17 protein-coding genes are annotated in these 16,710 nt (G+C 72.3%); 9 read left to right on the top strand and 8 right to left on the bottom strand.

Translation table 11 applies throughout. From position 1 onward, the window contains the following. The first annotated feature begins 121 nt into the window (after positions 1–121). The 3 genes from OG440_RS20450 to OG440_RS20440 all read left to right on the top strand — a co-directional run bounded on the left by OG440_RS20450 (position 122) and on the right by OG440_RS20440 (position 3,333). On the top strand, positions 122–1,063 hold the full coding sequence (locus OG440_RS20450; RefSeq protein WP_406008239.1) for an ROK family protein: 942 nt from the start codon (positions 122–124) through the stop codon (positions 1,061–1,063). Then, positions 1,063–2,262: an N-acetylglucosamine-6-phosphate deacetylase gene (nagA, locus tag OG440_RS20445; protein ID WP_406008238.1), complete on the top strand. Its 1,200-nt coding sequence runs from the start codon at positions 1,063–1,065 to the stop codon at positions 2,260–2,262. Before OG440_RS20450 ends, nagA begins: the two co-directional genes overlap by 1 nt. 141 nt (positions 2,263–2,403) lie before the next feature. Further along, positions 2,404–3,333 carry a 1-phosphofructokinase family hexose kinase gene (locus tag OG440_RS20440; RefSeq protein WP_406008237.1) on the top strand — a complete coding sequence of 310 codons (930 nt, stop codon included), beginning with the start codon at positions 2,404–2,406 and terminating at the stop codon, positions 3,331–3,333. A 10-nt stretch (positions 3,334–3,343) separates the two neighbouring features. Here OG440_RS20440 and OG440_RS20435 read toward each other — a convergent pair whose 3' ends face one another. Both OG440_RS20435 and cdgB read right to left on the bottom strand, forming a co-directional pair. Further along, positions 3,344–4,309 (bottom strand): carbohydrate-binding protein, encoded by a 966-nt coding sequence (locus tag OG440_RS20435; protein WP_406008236.1) that lies wholly within the window; start codon positions 4,307–4,309, stop codon positions 3,344–3,346. A gap of 120 nt (positions 4,310–4,429) precedes the next feature. Continuing rightward, a complete protein-coding gene (gene cdgB / locus OG440_RS20430; protein ID WP_406008235.1) occupies positions 4,430–6,097 on the bottom strand; it encodes a diguanylate cyclase CdgB in 1,668 nt (555 codons plus the stop codon). Positions 6,098–6,462: 365 nt separating this feature from the next. On the opposite strand from cdgB, the gene OG440_RS20425 reads away from it, so the two are divergent. Both OG440_RS20425 and OG440_RS20420 read left to right on the top strand, forming a co-directional pair. Next, complete coding sequence (locus OG440_RS20425) at positions 6,463–7,053, top strand: flavin reductase family protein (protein ID WP_406008234.1); 591 nt, start codon at positions 6,463–6,465, stop codon at positions 7,051–7,053. A 50-nt stretch (positions 7,054–7,103) separates the two neighbouring features. Then, positions 7,104–7,580: a GNAT family N-acetyltransferase gene (locus OG440_RS20420; protein WP_406008233.1), complete on the top strand. Its 477-nt coding sequence runs from the start codon at positions 7,104–7,106 to the stop codon at positions 7,578–7,580. Positions 7,581–7,666: 86 nt separating this feature from the next. On the opposite strand, the gene OG440_RS20415 is transcribed toward OG440_RS20420, so the two are convergent. Both OG440_RS20415 and arfB read right to left on the bottom strand, forming a co-directional pair. Beyond that, a complete protein-coding gene (locus OG440_RS20415) occupies positions 7,667–8,530 on the bottom strand; it encodes a sigma-70 family RNA polymerase sigma factor (RefSeq protein ID WP_406008232.1) in 864 nt (287 codons plus the stop codon). 125 nt (positions 8,531–8,655) lie between these two features. Beyond that, entirely contained in the window at positions 8,656–9,093 is a 438-nt protein-coding gene (gene arfB / locus OG440_RS20410; RefSeq protein WP_351762914.1) for an alternative ribosome rescue aminoacyl-tRNA hydrolase ArfB, read from the bottom strand. Positions 9,094–9,291: 198 nt separating this feature from the next. Here arfB and OG440_RS20405 point away from each other — a divergent pair, with 198 nt between their 5' ends. After that, positions 9,292–9,867, top strand: coding sequence for a TerD family protein (locus OG440_RS20405; protein ID WP_351762911.1), 576 nt, complete (start codon positions 9,292–9,294; stop codon positions 9,865–9,867). Between the two features lie 61 nt (positions 9,868–9,928). Here the strand turns inward: OG440_RS20405 and OG440_RS20400 are convergent, their stop codons facing one another. Both OG440_RS20400 and OG440_RS20395 read right to left on the bottom strand, forming a co-directional pair. Then, a complete protein-coding gene (locus OG440_RS20400; RefSeq protein WP_406008231.1) occupies positions 9,929–10,798 on the bottom strand; it encodes an RNA polymerase sigma-70 factor in 870 nt (289 codons plus the stop codon). Continuing rightward, the gene (locus OG440_RS20395; RefSeq protein WP_406008230.1) at positions 10,795–11,373 is read right to left on the bottom strand and encodes a carboxymuconolactone decarboxylase family protein; all 579 of its coding nucleotides are present in this window, start codon (positions 11,371–11,373) and stop codon (positions 10,795–10,797) included. Before OG440_RS20395 ends, OG440_RS20400 begins: the two co-directional genes overlap by 4 nt. Positions 11,374–11,531: 158 nt before the next feature. Between OG440_RS20395 and OG440_RS20390 the strand changes: the two genes are divergently transcribed. Beyond that, positions 11,532–12,506, top strand: a complete 975-nt coding sequence (locus OG440_RS20390; RefSeq protein ID WP_406008229.1) for a GNAT family N-acetyltransferase — start codon at positions 11,532–11,534, stop codon at positions 12,504–12,506. Positions 12,507–12,510: 4 nt separating this feature from the next. Here OG440_RS20390 and OG440_RS20385 read toward each other — a convergent pair whose 3' ends face one another. Next, positions 12,511–13,962 (bottom strand): M1 family metallopeptidase, encoded by a 1,452-nt coding sequence (locus tag OG440_RS20385; RefSeq protein ID WP_406008228.1) that lies wholly within the window; start codon positions 13,960–13,962, stop codon positions 12,511–12,513. 58 nt (positions 13,963–14,020) lie between these two features. Here OG440_RS20385 and OG440_RS20380 point away from each other — a divergent pair, with 58 nt between their 5' ends. Beyond that, on the top strand, positions 14,021–14,521 hold the full coding sequence (locus tag OG440_RS20380; RefSeq protein WP_406011403.1) for a hypothetical protein: 501 nt from the start codon (positions 14,021–14,023) through the stop codon (positions 14,519–14,521). A gap of 156 nt (positions 14,522–14,677) precedes the next feature. Here the strand turns inward: OG440_RS20380 and OG440_RS20375 are convergent, their stop codons facing one another. After that, positions 14,678–15,382: a pentapeptide repeat-containing protein gene (locus tag OG440_RS20375; protein ID WP_406008227.1), complete on the bottom strand. Its 705-nt coding sequence runs from the start codon at positions 15,380–15,382 to the stop codon at positions 14,678–14,680. A gap of 255 nt (positions 15,383–15,637) precedes the next feature. Between OG440_RS20375 and OG440_RS20370 the strand changes: the two genes are divergently transcribed. Beyond that, a complete protein-coding gene (locus OG440_RS20370; protein ID WP_406008226.1) occupies positions 15,638–16,609 on the top strand; it encodes a zinc-binding dehydrogenase in 972 nt (323 codons plus the stop codon). Positions 16,610–16,710: the final 101 nt, after the last annotated feature.

The raw sequence follows: 16,710 nt of genomic DNA, 5'->3' as shown, positions 1-16,710 counted from the left end.
CGGAACAAGGTCTACACCACCCGTGTGGACTAGACCTCTTTCGGGCCTTCGGGGCGGCACGGTACTCCCTGAAGCGCGAGTGGACTAGACCTCTTGCGGGTACTCGGTCCACACTGTCCTCGTGAGACATGTCATCGCCCTGGACGTGGGCGGCACCGGGATGAAGGCCGCCCTGGTCGGCGCGGACGGCGCACTGCTGCACCGGGCCCGCCGGCCCACCGGCCGCGAGCGCGGACCCGACGCGGTCGTCGCCGGCATCCTCGACTTCGCCGCCGAGCTGCGCGAGCACGGCGTCCGGCGGTTCGGCGGACCGGCCGCCGCGGCGGGCGTCGCCGTGCCCGGCATCGTCGACGAGAGGAACGGTGTCGCCACCTACGCGGCCAACCTGGGCTGGCGGGACGTGCCCCTGCGGGCACTGCTCGCCGACCGTCTCGGCGTCCCCGTCGCCCTCGGGCACGACGTGCGCACCGGCGGCCTCGCCGAGGGCCGGATCGGCGCGGGCCGGGGCGCGGACCGGTTCCTGTTCGTGGCGCTGGGCACCGGCATCGCCGGCGCGATCGGCGTCGACGGCCGGGTGGAGGCGGGGGCCCACGGCTTCGCGGGCGAGATCGGCCACATCGTCGTACGGCCCGGCGGAACCCCGTGCCCGTGCGGACAGCACGGCTGTCTGGAGCGCTTCGCCTCGGCGGCGGCGGTCGGCGAGGCATGGGCGGCGGCCTGCGGAGACCCCGAGGCGGACGCCGCGGACTGCGCGAAGGCCGTCACGTCCGGCGCCCCGGACGCCACCCGGATCTGGCGGACGGCCGTGGACGCGCTCGCCGACGGCCTGGTCACCGCCCTCACCCTGCTGGACCCCCGCACGCTCGTCATCGGTGGCGGTCTCGCCGAGGCGGGGGAAACCTTGTTCACACCACTACGGGACGCGGTCCGCCGACGGGTGACCTTCCAGAAACTGCCGGAGATCGTCCCGGCCGCCCTGGGCGACACCGCCGGCTGCCTGGGCGCGGGCCTCCTGGCCTGGGATCTCCTCGACACAACCGACGGTATGGAGGTAACACCCTGATGGCCACCCCCCTAGGGACGCGGGGAACTGCGCAACGACCCACCACGCGCCCGCAGGTACTCGCCGGCGCCAGGGTGGTCCTGCCGACGGGCACGGTCCCCGACGGCCGCGTCACGATCGACGGCACGAAGATCGCCGCCGAAGCCCCGCCCGGGACCCCGCAGGGAACGGCGACGGTGATCGACGTGACCGGCCACTGGCTGGTCCCCGGCTTCATCGACCTGCACAACCACGGCGGCGGCGGAGCCTCCTTCTCCGGCACGGCCGAGGATGTCCAGAAGGCCATCCACACCCACCGTCTGCACGGCACCACCACCCTCGTCGCCTCGACCGTCACCGACGACATGGACTTCCTGGTCCGTCAGGCCGGCCTGCTGAGCGAGCTGGCCGAACAGGGCGACCTGGCCGGCATCCACTTCGAGGGCCCCTTCATCTCGCCGTGCCGCAAGGGCGCGCACTCCGAGGCACTGCTGCGCGACCCGGACCCGGCCGACGTACGCAAGCTGATCGACGCGGCGCGCGGCCGGGCCAGCATGGTCACCCTCGCGACCGAACTCCCCGGCGGCCTGGACTCCGTACGCCTGCTCGCCGAGCACGGTGTGATCGCCGCCGTCGGGCACACGGACGCGACGTACGAGCAGACGGTCCAGGCCATCGAGGCCGGAGCCACCGTCGCCACCCACCTCTTCAACGCGATGCCGCCGCTCGGCCACCGCGCCCCCGGCCCGATCGCCGCGCTCCTGGAGGACGAGCGGGTGACGGTCGAGCTCATCAACGACGGCACGCACCTGCACCCGGCCGCCCTGGAGCTGGCGTTCCGTCACGCGGGCGCGTGCCGGGTGGCGTTCATCACCGACGCGATGGACGCGGCCGGCATCGGTGACGGCCGCTATCTGCTCGGCCCGCTGGAGGTCGAGGTCAGCGAGGGCGTGGCCCGGCTGGTGGAGGGCGGCTCGATCGCGGGCTCCACCCTCACCCAGGACCGCGCCTTCCAGCGGGCGGTGACGATCGACCGGCTGCCGGTCGAGGACGTGGTCGCCGCGCTGTCCGCCAACCCGGCCCGGCTGCTGGGCATCGCCGACACGGTGGGTTCGCTGGAGCCGGGCAAGGACGCCGACCTGGTCCTGCTGGACGAGAACTTCGAGCTCAAGGGCGTGATGCGTAAGGGGATTTGGGTGGTGGATCCCCGACTGGCCTGAATCATCCCCCCGCACGGCGACGGTGACCGGCCCGCGCACTGGGCCGGTCGCCGTCTCTTTGGCATGATCAGGCCTCCGGAGACCGGAACGTTCCGGGACCGTTCATCCTGCACACATGCCATCGGGGGGAGGCCCGCCCAGGTGATCCTCACCGTCACCCTGAACACCGCTCTCGACCTCACCTATCGCGTGCCCGCGCTCCGGCCGCACACCTCGCACCGGGTGACCGACCTGCGGGAACGGCCTGGCGGCAAGGGGCTGAACGTCGCTCGGGTGCTGGCCGCCCTCGGCCACGAGGTGACGGTGACCGGTTTCGCGGGCGGCCCCACCGGCCGGGTCGTCCAGGACCTGCTCACCGGTACGGCGGGGGTACGGGACGCGCTCGTCCCGGTCGCCGGGGCCACCCGCCGCACGGTCGCGGTGGTCGACGACCGCACCGGCGACACGACCCAGCTGAACGAACCCGGCCCGGTGATCGCACCGGCCGAGTGGTCCGCCTTCCAGGAGGCGTACGAGGAACTGCTGGGCGGCGCCGACGCGGTGGCCCTGTGCGGCAGCCTGCCGCCGGGGGTGCCGGTGGGCGCGTACGCGCTCCTCATACGACGGGCCCGCGCCGCGGGTGTCCCCGTCCTGCTGGACACGAGCGGCGAACCGCTGCGCCGGGGCGTCGCCGCCCGCCCGGACATCGTCAAGCCGAACGCCGAAGAACTGGCCGAACTCACCGGCTCCCACGAGCCGCCCGGTGCCGTCCAGGACGCCCGTCGGCGGGGAGCCGGGTCCGTGGTGGCCTCGCTGGGCCCCGGCGGCCTGATCGCGGCGACCCCGGAAGGCCGTTGGCGGGCCGTCCCGCCCGCCCGGATCCGCGGAAACCCGACCGGCGCCGGCGACTCCGCGTCCGCCGGGCTGCTCTCCGCCCTCGTGGAACGCCTGCCCTGGCCGGAGCGCCTGACCCGCGCGCTCGCCCTGTCCGCGGCGACCGTACCGGCCCCGACAGCGGGCGAGTTCGACCGTGCGGTCTACGAGCGGCTGCTCGGCCGGATCACGGTGACCGCAGAGGTCGCCGCGGCCTGAACCCGGGGGCTCACCTCTTGACCTGACCCTCCTTCACCCACAACTGGTCCAGCAGGACGTTGCACTTGTCGCCGTCCTGGCAGGAGAGGGTGAGGGTGTTGGTGCCCTTGGTGAGCGTGGGATACGTGTAGCTCGTTGTCCAGCCCTTGACGAAGTCTCCCGCGGGCGCCTTCGCGTAGTTCTTCAGCGGGAACTTGCTGCCGAAGGTCTTGCCGTTGACCGTGAGCGTCATCGCCTGGTCCTCACCCGGCACGCTGTAGTGCGCGAACAGGGTGTAAGTGCCGTCCGACGGGATGCCGTTGACCGTCCAGGTGACGGAGTTGCCCACCTGGTTGAGGCCGACGTATACACCGCCGTCCGCCTGCGCGCCCTCGACGTCCGAGGCCAGCGCGGCGCTGCCGCCGAGATTCAGTGCCTTCGCGTCGACCGGCGGGATCTCCTTGCCGTCCGCGTCGTCGGCGCCCGACTCGCTGGGCGAGGGACTCGCGGACGCGGAGGTCGACTCGGAGACCTGGTCGCTCGCCTTGTCGTCGTCGGAACCGCCGTCGCCGTTCGCCATGGCCACCGCGATGCCGATGACGACCGCGGCGACCACCGCGACCGCGCCGATCAGCAGACCCTTGGTGTTGGGGCCGCGGCCACGACCGCCGCCGCCCTGCGCGGGCTGCCGGCCGGTGGAGGGGCCGCCGCCGCCGAAGTTCTCGGGCGCCGAGTAGTGCGCGTTCGGCTGGCCGTATCCGCCCTGCTGCTGAGGGACCGTCGACTGCTGACCGTACTGCCCGTACTGCGCGGTCTGCTGCTGCGACTGCGCTCCGTTGCGGCGCTCGCCGACCGCGCGCACTCTGTTGACGGAGTTGGGGTAGCCGTAGCCACCGCCGGAGGGCGGCTGCGCGCCGTTGGCCTGGCCGTCGGCGTAGAGGTAGCCGAACGGGTCGTCGTCCTCGGGCGTACTCGCGCCGTTGTTGCCGGACGTCATCCCTTGGTACTCCTCAGCAGGTGCGGGTCGGATGCGATGGTGCGGTCAGACTGGCGAGCCTACCCGCTCCGGATGGCCCAAACAGGTGACTCTGCTCGCACCCACTCGCTGACCTGGTGATCATCCCGCTCGACGATGCTGTTTGGGACGAGATCGTTTCTCGACGTACATCCGCTCGTCGGCGGACTTCAGCACTTCGTCCGCGGTCATCCCGCAATGTGCCCAGCCGATGCCGAAGCTCGCGCCCACCCGCACGGCCCGGCCCTCGGCGCGGATCGGCTGGATGATCTCGTTGCGCAGCCGTACGGCCAGGTCGGCCGCGTCGGCGCGGCCGAGGCCGTCGGCGAGGATGACGAACTCGTCGCCGCCGAGCCGGGCGACCGTGTCGCCGTCGCGGACCTGGCGGGAGAGCCGGCGGGCGACCTCGATGAGGACCGCGTCGCCGGCGTTGTGGCCGAACCGGTCGTTGATCGACTTGAAGCCGTCGAGGTCGCAGAAGAGGACGGCGAGCCCCTTCGTGCCGTCGTCGTGGCCCTCCTCGGGAGCGGCGCTGTGCACATGGTGGTCGTAACCGTCGAAGGACTCGGCGCCGCCGGGCCGGTAGTCGAAGCCGTGCCCGTTGGCGTCGAAGGCCGCGTGGCCGTAGGTCGTGTCCATCGCGTCGAGGGCCGCAGGGTGGGTGGACTGGGGGCGCTGACAGAGCCGGGCGGAGAGCCGCGAGCGCAGTTCGGCGGAGTTCGGCAGTCCGGTGAGGGAGTCGTGCGAGGCGCGGTGGGCGAGCTGGAGCTCGCGGCGCTTGCGGTCCTCTATGTCCTCGACGTGGGTGAGGAGAAAACGGGGCCCGTCGGCGGCGTCGGCGACGACGGAGTTGCGCAGGCTGACCCAGAGGTAGGTGCCGTCCCGGCGGCCCAGTCGGAGTTCGGCGCGCCCGCCCTCGGCGGAGGTGCGGAGCAGCGTGCCTATGTCCTCCGGGTGGACGAGGTCGGAGAAGGAGTAGCGGCGCATCGCGGAGGCGGGGCGGCCCAGCAGCCGGCACAGGGCGTCGTTCGTCCGGAGTATCCGCCCGTGCTGGTCGCCGCCCATCTCGGCTATCGCCATGCCGGAGGGGGCGTACTCGAAGGCCTGGCGGAAGCTTTCCTCACTTGCGCGCAGGGCCTGCTGCTCGCGTTCGAGCCGGACCAGTGCCCGCTGCATATTCGCGCGTAGACGTGCGTTGCTCACGGCGATGGCGGCCTGGAAGGCGTACATCTGGAGGGCTTCGCGCCCCCACGCGCCGGGCCGTCGGCCGTTGCGCGGCCGGTCCACGGACAGGACGCCTATGAGCTCGCCGCAGGTGCCCCCGCTGCCGGGGGCGGCGGGCATGTACATCGGGGCGAAGAGGCGGTCCGAGGGGTGCCACTCGTCCTCGAACCGGGGCGCGGGTCCGTCGGTGTACCACTGCGGTACGTCGTCGTCGTCGAGGACCCAGCCCTCGGTGTGGGGTATGAAGATCAGGTCGCCCCAGGTCTCCCCCATGGCGAGGCGCCGGTCCCAGGAGTCGCGCGAGCCGACCCGGCCGGTGATGAGGGCCTCGGCGGCCGGGTTGCCGGCGAAGGCGGCGACCACGAGATCGCCGTCGGGGCGCACGAGGTTGACGCACGCCAGCTCGTACCCGAGTGCCGTGACCACGCCGTCGGCGACGGTCTGCAAGGTGTCGGCCAGGCTGCGGGCCGTGTTCATGTCGGCCATGACCTGGTGCAGCTGTCGCAGGGACGCAAGGCGGACGTAAGGCTCCGACTCGGTCTCCATGTGTTTCGCCCTCCCCCCGAGACTTCGCAGCGAATCAAGGGTTGTCTTCGGCGTAACGTCTTTTCTGGTGCTCTGTTGTCGGTGTGTGTCTCAATGTGACGCCTCCGCCACTGAATCACAGCGCGCTGCCCACTCGGTACACAGGGTCAACAATTAATGCCCCTTGTGACTCAAGTCACAGATGAAGATGAACATTTGAGTGGAGTTTCCGCGTTTTCCTGTGTGTTTCCTGAACACGCACAGGCACGAACAGCCCCCGCCGGGCACCCGGATCGGAGCCGGACCACCTCGGTCCACGGTCCTACGACCCTACTCGGGCGGAGGTCCGATGCGGCGCGCACCGACCGGACACTAGCGTTTCGGGCATGCCCCCAGACGTACTCGAGCCGACCGCGCTCGCGACCGTGTCCGAGACCCACTCCAGGCATGCTGAGGGAGTGAGCAACGACGAGTTCCGTGCCGCCATGTCCCGGCTCGCCGACGGCGTGGTCCTGGTGACCGCCCGGGAACCGTCCCTCGACCCGGACGACCCCGGGGCGCCGGACGGCGAGGACGTCGGCATGACCGCGACGGCGTTCCTGTCCGTCTCCCTGGATCCGCCGCTGGTCCTGGTCAGCCTCCGCACGGGCTCCCGGATGGACGACCTGCTCGACGAGCAGCCCCTGTGGGCGGTGTCGGTGCTGTCCGAGAGCCAGCGGCACATCGCGGGCCGTTTCGCCATGAAGGGCCGCATCAGCGACCGGCTGCTCTTCGAGGACATCCCGTACACCCGCGGCGCGATCGCCGGCGCCCCCATGGTCGGCGGCGCCCTGGCGACCCTGGAGTGCCGCACCGAGCAGCGGGTCGTGGCCGGCGACCACACCCTGGTGATCGGCCGCGTGCTCACCGCGTCGGCACCGACCTCGGAGGGCGGCCCGCTGATGTATTTCCGGGGCCGTTACCGGCAGCTGGGGTGACGCCGGAAATACCGTGGCCCGCCGGCGAACAGCCCGCCTAGGGTGCCCGCATGACGACTTCAGGGCCGCGCCTCGAGAAAATCACCCCCTCGAACTTCGAGGCCGCCACCGGCATCCGGGTCCGCCCCGACCAGGAGTTCGCGGTCTCTCCGGTGATGCGGTCGCTCGCGGAGGCTCATGTCCATCCCGCGGGCCTCGCCTGGCCGCGCCTGATCATGGACGGTGACCGGCCCGTCGGCTTTCTGATGGCCTTTCTCGACATCGACTGGAACGGGCGCGGAGACGGCGGCCCGATCCGCTCCGGACTGTGGCGGCTGAACATCGCCGCCGGCGAACAGGGCCGCGGTTACGGCCGGTTCGCCGTGGAGTCCGTCGCCGCGGAACTGCGCCGCCGGGGCACCGAGGAGATGTACGTGACCTGGCACGAGGGCGAGAACGGTCCCGCGGACTTCTATCGCAGGCTGGGCTTCCGCACGAACGGCGAGACCAGCGAGGGAGAGACGGTCGGCGTCCTCGCACTGGCCTGACGACGCCCCCCGGCCCACCTGTGGCCCCTGGCCCGCCTGCGGCACCCGCCCGTCTGCGGCACCCGCCCGTCTGCGGCTCCCGGCGCCTAGAGAAGGACCACGTCCGTTTCGGAGATGCGGTCGGGGTCGGTCTCGACGTCGATCACGGCGATCCGGCCGCCACGTACGAACGAGAAGCGGATCGTCCGCTCCACCCGGCCGCCGCACAGCACCGCCAGTCCGGTCGCGCCGTCGACGAGGGCGGGCCGGGCCACTGCCCCGACGAAGGTGAAGCGCGACGCGCCCGCCGCGACCGCCGGCGCGCCCGCGACCACCCCGGCCTCGGAACGGGCCACGACGTCCGGGTCGAGCACCGCGAGCACCTTGACGAAGTCCCCGTCCCGGGCGGCGGCCAGGAAGGCGTCGACGACCTTCCGCTGCCGGGTGAGATCGACGTCCGGCTCGTGGGCGCCCCGCACCCGGCGCCGGGCCCGGCCGGCGAGCTGCCGGGCGGCTCCCGGAGTCCGGTCGGTGATGCTCGCGACCTCCTCGTAGGACACGCCGAACAGGTCGTGCAGCACGAACGCCAGTCGCTCACCGGGGGTGAGGGTGTCCAGGACGACGAGGAGCGCGACGCCCACGGAGTCGGCGAGCAGCGCGTCCTGCGCCGGATCGGCCTCCTCGTGCGGCGCGGCGGGTGCCCGGTTCTCCGGCGGTTCCTCGGCGCCGGAGCGGCGCGAGCGCAGCATGTCCAGGCAGACCCGGCCGACGACGGTCGTCAGCCAGCCCGCCAGGTCGTCGATCTCCTTGCCCGCGCTCTCGCCACTGCTCCGGCTGAGCCGTACCCACGCCTCCCGCACGGCGTCGTCGGCCTCGGCGGCGGACCCGAGCATGCGGCGGGCGACGGCACTCAGGCGGCTGCGGTGCGCCTCGAATCGTTCGGCGAGGAAGTCGTCGTCGCCTGTTGCCATCGTTGCTCACATCCCTGCTCGCGATTGACTGTCATGTAACTGACGTCTCTCGGGGCCGAAATGTGACACGCGTACGCAAGATGCCGGGAAATCGAGCAGAACGAGTCAGGAGCGGTCCGGTGCGGTCATCCCCAATCCCGCCCGTCACGGCCCCGCTTCGTCTGCGACCGCTGCTTCTTCTCCCGCAGCCGGCGCTCGTTGATCCCGCGCGGGATCCGGGTCGGCCGGCGCGGCTTGGGCGGCGGGGCGGTGGCCTCGGCGAGGAGGGTGGCGAGGCGTACGGCGGCGGTCTCGCGGTTGCGCCACTGGGAGCGGTGCTCGGAGGCGCGGACGGTGACGACACCGTCGACGAGCCGGCCGGCCAGCCGCTCGAGCGCCCGCGCCTTCCACACCTCGGGCAACGCCTCGGTGCGCGCGAGGTCGAAGCGGAGCTCCACCTGCGAGTCGCTGGTGTTGACGTGCTGCCCGCCCGGTCCCGAAGACCGCGAGAAACGCCACATGAGCTCGGCCTCGGGAAGCGAGACGGAGCCGCGGACGACATAGGGACCAGACATGCCGACCATGTTCCCGCTCCCGACGCCCCCACGTCACGCGAATATCCCCGCAACCCGCCATGAGACCGACTTGGTAAAGAAAGTAAAGAAACTCGGAGTGGCGGGGAACCTTGAGCACCCTTCGCTGCGTTCATAGGGATAGCTGTAGCTTCGTGCCCGTACGAAGCCCGTACGAAGCCGTACGCAACGAGGGAAGGACTCCCAACCATGGCTGTAAGCCTGTCCAAGGGTGGCAACGTCTCGCTCACCAAGGAGGCTCCGGGCCTGACCGCCGTCACCGTGGGCCTCGGCTGGGACGTCCGCACCACCACCGGAACGGACTTCGACCTCGACGCCTCGGCGATCGCGGTCAACCTCCAGGGCAAGGTCTACTCCGACGGCCACTTCGTCTTCTTCAACAACAAGCAGACGCCGGACCAGACCATCGTCCACACCGGCGACAACCGCACCGGCGAGGGCCAGGGCGACGACGAGGCGATCAACGTCAACCTCGCCGGTCTCCCGGCCGACATCGACAAGATCGTCTTCCCGGTCTCGATCTACGACGCGGAGAACCGCTCGCAGAACTTCGGCCAGGTCCGCAATGCCTACATCCGCATCGTGAACCAGGCCGGCGGCGCCGAGATCGCCCGCTACGACCTCTCGGAGGACGCGGCCACCGAGACGGCCATGGTCTTCGGCGAGCTGTACCGCAACGGCGCGGAGTGGAAGTTCCGCGCGGTCGGCCAGGGCTACGCGTCCGGCCTCGTGGGGATCGCCCAGGACTTCGGCGTCAGCGTCTGAGTCCCGCGCCCACGCGCACGCCTCGCGGAGCCCCCGGCCGGTCGGCCGGGGGCTCCGCGGTCTACCTGGCGAGTTCGGCCGGTTCGTCCAGCCGGGTCAGCTTCCGCGGGTTCCTCATCAGATAGATCCGGGTGACCAGCCCGTTCTCCACCACGACGCTCACCGCGGTCGTCTCGCCGTCGATCTCGAACCGGCCCGCGGGCGCGCCGTTGAGCCACACGGTCGTCGTCTCGAACGCGGCCGCCGCCGGCCGGTCGGCACGCGCGAGCACCCTCGCCACCCTTCCGGCCCCGTGGATCGGAGCCAGTGCCGCGGCCGCGAACCCGCCGCCGTCGGCGATCAGCACCACGTCCGGCGCCATCACCTCCAGCAACTCGTGCAATCGCCCGGTGCGCAAGGAGGCCAGGAACCGCTCCACCACGGCCCGCTGCTCCGCCCGGCTCACCTGCATCCGCGGCCGCCGGGCCGCCACGTGCTCGCGGGCCCGCCGCGCGATCTGCCGCACCGCGGCCGTGGACTTGCCCGTCGCCTCGGCGATCTCGGCGTACGCCATGTCGAAGACCTCGCGGAGCACGAACACCGCCCGCTCCGTCGGCCCGAGCGTCTCCAGCACGGTCAGCATCGCGATCGAGACGCTCTCCGCGAGCTCGACGTCCTCGGCGACATCAGGACTGGTCAGCAGCGGCTCCGGCAGCCACTCGCCGACGTACTCCTCGCGGCTGCGCGACAGCGTGCGCAACCGGTTGAGGGCCTGCCGCGTGACGATCCGGACGAGATACGCCCGCGGGTCGCGCACCTGGTCGTGGTCGACGTCGGCCCACCGCAGCCAGGACTCCTGCAGCACGTCCTCGGCGTCGGCGGCCGACCCGAGCAACTCGTAGGCGACCGTGAAGAGCAGGTTGCGATGGATGACGAAAGGGGATCCGGTCATGCCGTCGACGCTGCCCGGGACTTCGCGGGGCGCGCGGCGAACGGAAGCTCGCACACGTCGGAGTAGCCCTGCGAGGTGATCCCGTGCGCCGTGTTGCTCCTGGTCGACAGGTTGGCGAAGCCGATGAACACGGTGAGTTCGACCAGCGCCGCCGGGCCGAGCCGCTCCAGCAGCCGCGCCGACAGCTCGTCGGTGACGGTCGTCGGCGTGTGCGTCATCGCTTCGGCGTACTCCAGCACGTCCCGCTCCAGCGGGGAGAAGACGTCGGCCTCCCGCCAGCGCGGCACCCGACTCGCCTTGGTCAGGTCCAGGTTCTGGTTCAGCGCCAGGAAGTAGTTGATGTCGAGGCACCAGCTGCACCCGACCAGCGCGGCGACGGCGATGTGCGCGAACGTCTTGAGGCTCTCGTCGGCCGCGCTCCACGAGCCCACCCCCGCCGAGAACTCCTGGGAGGACAGGGCCACGTCGGGGTTGTTGAACACCACTTCGAGGGGCTCGGGCACGGATCCGAGCTGCTTGATCAGGTTCTCCCGCAACTCGGCGGGAAGCTCGGCCTTCGGGATACGCGGTGTCATGTTCTTCTCCTTGTCCGGCGGCGGCCTGTCCGGCCTCTTCGGCGTGTTCGGCCTGTCCGGCCTCTTCGGCGTGTTCGGCATCAAGACACCGCCGGGCTCTCGGATGTGACATCCGGTCGGACCACGTGATCCGGGGTTGCCCGACTAGCGTGCTCCTCATGCTTCTCAGCCCGCTCCCCCGTACCGCCGACCACGACATCCCCGCGCCCCTGCTCACCGAACTCACCGCGCTCTACGCCTCGCAGCACGCGTTCCACGCCCTCGGCGGTGACTTCCCGGACCCGGACGACATCAGGCCGGAGCAGGTGGCGGCGGCGCTCGCCCGGGAGCGGGCGCACGAGGGTGCGCGGGTGCTGCTCGCCCGCAGCGAGGGCCGGCTGGTCGGGGTCGTGGTCACGCTCGACCGGCACCCCGACCCGGCCGATCCCGATCCGTGGGTGGGGTTGCTGATGGTGGACGCGGCCGCGCAGGGGCGGGGCCACGGCAGGCGGATCGTCCAGCAGGTCGAGGATCGCTTCCGGGAGGCCGGCCGCGACGCCCTGCGGCTCGCCGTGCTCGACGCCAACAGCGCGGGGCTCGCCTTCTGGACCGCCCTCGGGTACCAGGTCGTCGGGCACCGGCCCGACCTCCGGTCCGGCCGGCCCTGTGCCGTGTTGCGCAAGCCGCTGCGCCGGTCCCGCCGCGCCGCGCGGGTCGCCGTGGTCGATCCGCGGGGCGCGGTCCTCCTCTTCCGGTACCGGAACCCCGACGCAGGCACGCACTGGGCCCTGCCCGGCGGGGGTCTGGAGGAGGGCGAGTCGCCGCGCGAGGGGGCGCTGCGGGAGCTGCGCGAGGAGACCGGGTGGGCGGACCTGGAGCCGGGACCGCTGCTGTGCACCTGGGAACACGACTTCATCCGCAGGGGCACCCTCGTCAGCCAGCACGAGCAGATCTACGTCTGCGCCGGCCCGCGCCGCGAACCCGGCGGGCCCGACCTCGCCGCCTCCCATGCCACGGACGGCATCCTCGGCTGGCGCTGGTGGACGCGTGACGAGCTCGCGCGGGAGGCGGATCCCGTGTGGCCTCCCGGCCTCGCCCCGCTGCTCGACGTCTGGGAGGCGGAGAGCGGCCGCCGTCGCCCGGGACCGGCGTGACGGCTCACGGGCGTGCGGGCCTGCCCTCCCCGTACAGCCAGTCCGCCCAGATCTCGTCGAAGTCCTCGTCCGGCGCCCGCTTCTCCACGTAGGCCGTGAAGTCGTCGGTGCGGGCGCCGCCGTGGCGGTGGGCGGCGGCCCAGCCCTGGACGATGTCGTAGAAGGTGTCGTCGCCGACGGTCTGACGGATGCGGTGGATCACCATCGCGCCGCGCTGGTAGACGGGGGTGTCGGAGATGTGTGCCGCGCTCGTCGGCTTCGCGGGCGGAAACGCCCACAGGTCCTCGTACTCGTCCTCGCCGTGGTCGTACAGCTCCGTGAACGTCTCCTGTGCCGTGGCGCCGCCCTCGTCCTCCGTCCACAGCCACTCGGCGTAGGTCGCCAGGCTCTCGTTGAGCCACATGTCCTGCCAGCTCTTCGGCGTGACGGAGTCGCCGAACCACTGGTGGGCGGTCTCGTGGACGAGGGTCGCGATGTCGGGGGCGCCGGGGTGGACGGGACGGTTCTGGGTCTCCAGGGCGTATTCGACGTCCTCGGGACGGTCGACGATCGCGCCGGTGGAGGAGAACGGGTAGGGACCGAAGTTGTACTCCGCCCATTCCATGACCTCGGGGAGCCGGGCGAGCACCTTGCGGCTCGCGGCCACCTGGGAGGGGTCCACGGCGGTGTACACCGGCAGACCGCCCTTCGCCCCCGAGGCGGTGGAGCGGGGGAGGGTGGAGCGGGTGACCGTGTAGCGGCCGATCGCGACGGTCGCCACATAGCTCGCCATCGGTTCGGCGGTGTGCCAGCGGAAGGTGGTCCGGCCGTCGTCCGCCGTCGTCGTGCCGCGCAACTCTCCGTTGGAGACGGCCGTCAGGCCCTTCGGGACGCTGACGGCGATGTCGTACGACGCCTTGTCGGAGGGGTGGTGGTTGCCGGGGAACCAGGCCATGGACCCGGTCGGCTCACCGAGGGCGAGCGCTCCGTCCGCGGTGCGCAGCCAGCCCTCCTTCGAGCCGTCCGGGTCGGTGATCGTCCGCGGGCTGCCGGAGTAGCGGACCCGTACCTCGAAGGTCTCCCCGTCGGACAGGGCGCCGGGCGGCCGGACGATCAGTTCCTGGCCGTCCCTGCGGAACTCCGCCGTGTCGCCCCCGACGGTCACCTCCTCGACCTTCATGCCCAGGAGGTCCAGGTCGAAGGCGGCGAGGTCCTCGGTCGCCCGGGCGGTGACCACGGCGGTGCCGGTGAGCCGGTTGCCGTCGGGGGTGTAGGCGAGGGTGAGGCCGTAATGGGAGACGTCGTAGCCGCCGTTGCCCGCCTTCGGGAAGTACGGATCACCGACGCCCGGGGCACCCGAGGCGTCCCGGGCCCGGGCGCCCGCGGTGTCCGGCGCCACCTCGTCGTCGCACGCGGTCAGGGCGAGCACGAGCGTCACGGCGGCCACCGCCGGGGCAAGGCGTACGGATCGGGACATGTCAGTGATCCTATGGGGCCGACCGGCTCCGGCGCGGGGGCGTGACACCATCGCCTACGTGCTCGACATCGGCTACGCCCTCTCCAACCGCTTCCCGGACCCGCCGCAGAAGGACTACCGGCGCGCGGACGTCCACAGCCTCCGCCACGACCTGTTCTGCGGCGACGTGTACCTCGCCGACACCAAGGCCGACCGTGAGGTGTCCACAGCCTGGGGATGGGTGCCGGTGCTGGACTTCGCGTGGGCACTGTGCGACATCGTGGAGCTGATCGACCGGGATCCGGCCGGCTCCCGCGCCTCCCGCCCGCAGTACGCGGAACTGGATTTCACCGAGTCGACCGACCGCATGCTGTTCGAGCGCCGCTTCGGCTGGGTGGACATCGCGGCCGACTGGATGCCCGCGGACGAGCCGCCGCTCAGCTTCTCGCACTCCGAACTCCGCCGTGAGGCCCGCGACTTCCTGCACGACCTCCTCGCCGACCTGACCGACCTGCACGAGGACCTGGCCGAGAACCCGGCGATCTGGACACTTCAGGCCCGCTTCCCCCGGGTGAGCTAGGCCCTACCGGGTTCGGGGCTCTGGCCTCGAACCCCGACCGACCCCCGACCCCTGCCCCTGACCGCGAGCCCCGGACCCCGAGCCGCCGGCCCCGAGCCGATGACCGCCCCGGGCCCCTGGCCCGGCCTGGGCCATCGGCCCCTCCCGCGCCCTCCCTCAGCCCTCCACCCTGATGCCCAGCTCGGCCGCCAGTACCGGTGCCAGATCCAGCAGTTGGGCCGCGCTGATCACCGCGCCCGACAGACGGTCCACGCCGCCCGCCAGGCCCAGTTCCACCGCTCCGCGCAGGTCCACGTCCGTCAGGGTCGCCGCGGTGAAGTCGGCGGACTTCAGGGCGCAGTCGACGAACTCCACCCGTTCGAGCCGGGCACCGCCGAAGTCCGGCTCCACCAGGACGCACGACTCGAAGACCACGTCTCTCAACCGGGCCTGACGCAGGTTCAGGTAATCGATCTTGCCGCCGCGGATCACCACCCGTTCCAGGACGGCGCCGTACATCTGGGTACCGCCCAGGCGGGCGTCGAGCAGCTCGACATCGCGCAGGGTCGCCTCCGCCAGGTCGGTGCCGACGCCCCGGATGCCGCTGAGGACCGAGTCGAGGAAGCGGGTGTGGCGCAGCCGCGTCTCGTCCAGCGCGCAGCCCCTCAGGGCGCAGTCCATGAAACGGGCGCCCCCGCCGTCCTGCCCGGCGAGGTCCAGCTCGCGCAGCTCCACGCCGTCGTAGTCCCCGTCGGGCTCCAGCTCCCCGCCTGCGTACGGCTCCAGCGGCGGCAGCCGCACCTCCGGACGCCGCGCGCCCTTCACCACCGCACTGGTCCCACCGCCGGTCCCGCCGGTTCTCCCGGTCCCTGTCCTCGCCATGCCCCCATGCTGCACCCCGCCACCGACAATCCCGCAGCCCGCCCTCCGGCAGCCGGAACGCCCTTGACCTCGACCAAGGTTCAGGTTGAAGGCTGGGAGCAGCGACGGGGACGGCCCGTCCCCGACCCACCCCCGCAGCGGCGAGCTGGTGACGAACGACTACCAGCAGCTCACCCTGCACCACACCCGGCCCCCACACCCACACCCGACGTCCACGACCACCGCCCACCACCCGCCACCCATCGGGGGATCCCTGTGCACGCCATCCGCCTCCACGCCTTCGGCCCCGCCGAGAACCTCCACTACGAGGAGGTCGCCGACCCGGTGCCCGGCCCCGGCCAGGTCCGCGTCCTCGTCGAGGCCGCGGGCGTCCATCTCCTGGACACCAGCCTGCGCGAGGGCTTCCAGGGCCCCGCCCCCGCGCCGACGGCCCTCCCCACCGTCCCCGGCCGGGAGATCGCCGGCGTCGTCGAGGCGCTCGGCGAAGGCACCCCCGACAGCTTGCTCGGCAGGCGCGTCGTCGCCCACCTGGGATTCGCGCCCGGCGGGTACGCCGAACGCGCCGTCACCGACGTCGACCGTGTGCACGAGATCCCGCCGGACCTGGACCCCGCCCGGGCCGTCGCCATGATCGGCACGGGCCGCACGGCACTGGGGATCCTCCTGTTCGCCGAGCTCGGACCCGCGTCCGTCGCCGTGGTCCCCGCGGCCGCGGGCGGCATCGGCACGCTCCTCGTGCAGTACGCCAAGAACGCCGGCGCGACGGTCGTCGGGCTGGCCGGCGGGCCGGAGAAAGTGGCCCGGGTCGCGGCGAACGGCGCCGATCTCGCCGTCGACTACACGGACACCGCCTGGCCCGCCAAGGTCCGCGCCCACCTGGGCGGCCGGACGGCCGACGTCGTCTTCGACGGGGTGGGCGGTGACGTCGCCCGCGCTGCCGTCGCCCTGCTCGGCCCCACGGGCAGGCACCTCGTCTTCGGCTGGTCCGCCGAAGGCATCCGCGACGGCGAGGGGTACTTCGTCGAGGGGGTCTCGCGGCCGGTCCTGGGGCCCGTGATGATCGAGAAGGCGGGCGGTCTGCGGGCCCTGGAGGTCCGCGCCCTCGCCGAGGCGGCGGCCGGCCGGCTGAACCCGGCGGTGCAGACGTTCCCGCTCGCCGAGGCCGCCGCCGCGCACCGGGCGCTGGAGAACCGCGGAACGGTCGGGAAGGTCGTCCTGGTGCCGTGACCGGCCCCGACCGGCCCCGACCGGCCGCGAGCAGCCCCACGGGCGGCACGGCAACCGGCCGCGAGCAGCCCCACGGGCGGCACGGCAACCGGCCGCGAGCA

Origin of the sequence: Streptomyces sp. NBC_00637, from assembly GCF_045161545.1 — a bacterium.
Taxonomy (GTDB): domain Bacteria; phylum Actinomycetota; class Actinomycetes; order Streptomycetales; family Streptomycetaceae; genus Streptomyces.
This window is presented reverse-complemented; position numbering and strand designations above follow the sequence as displayed.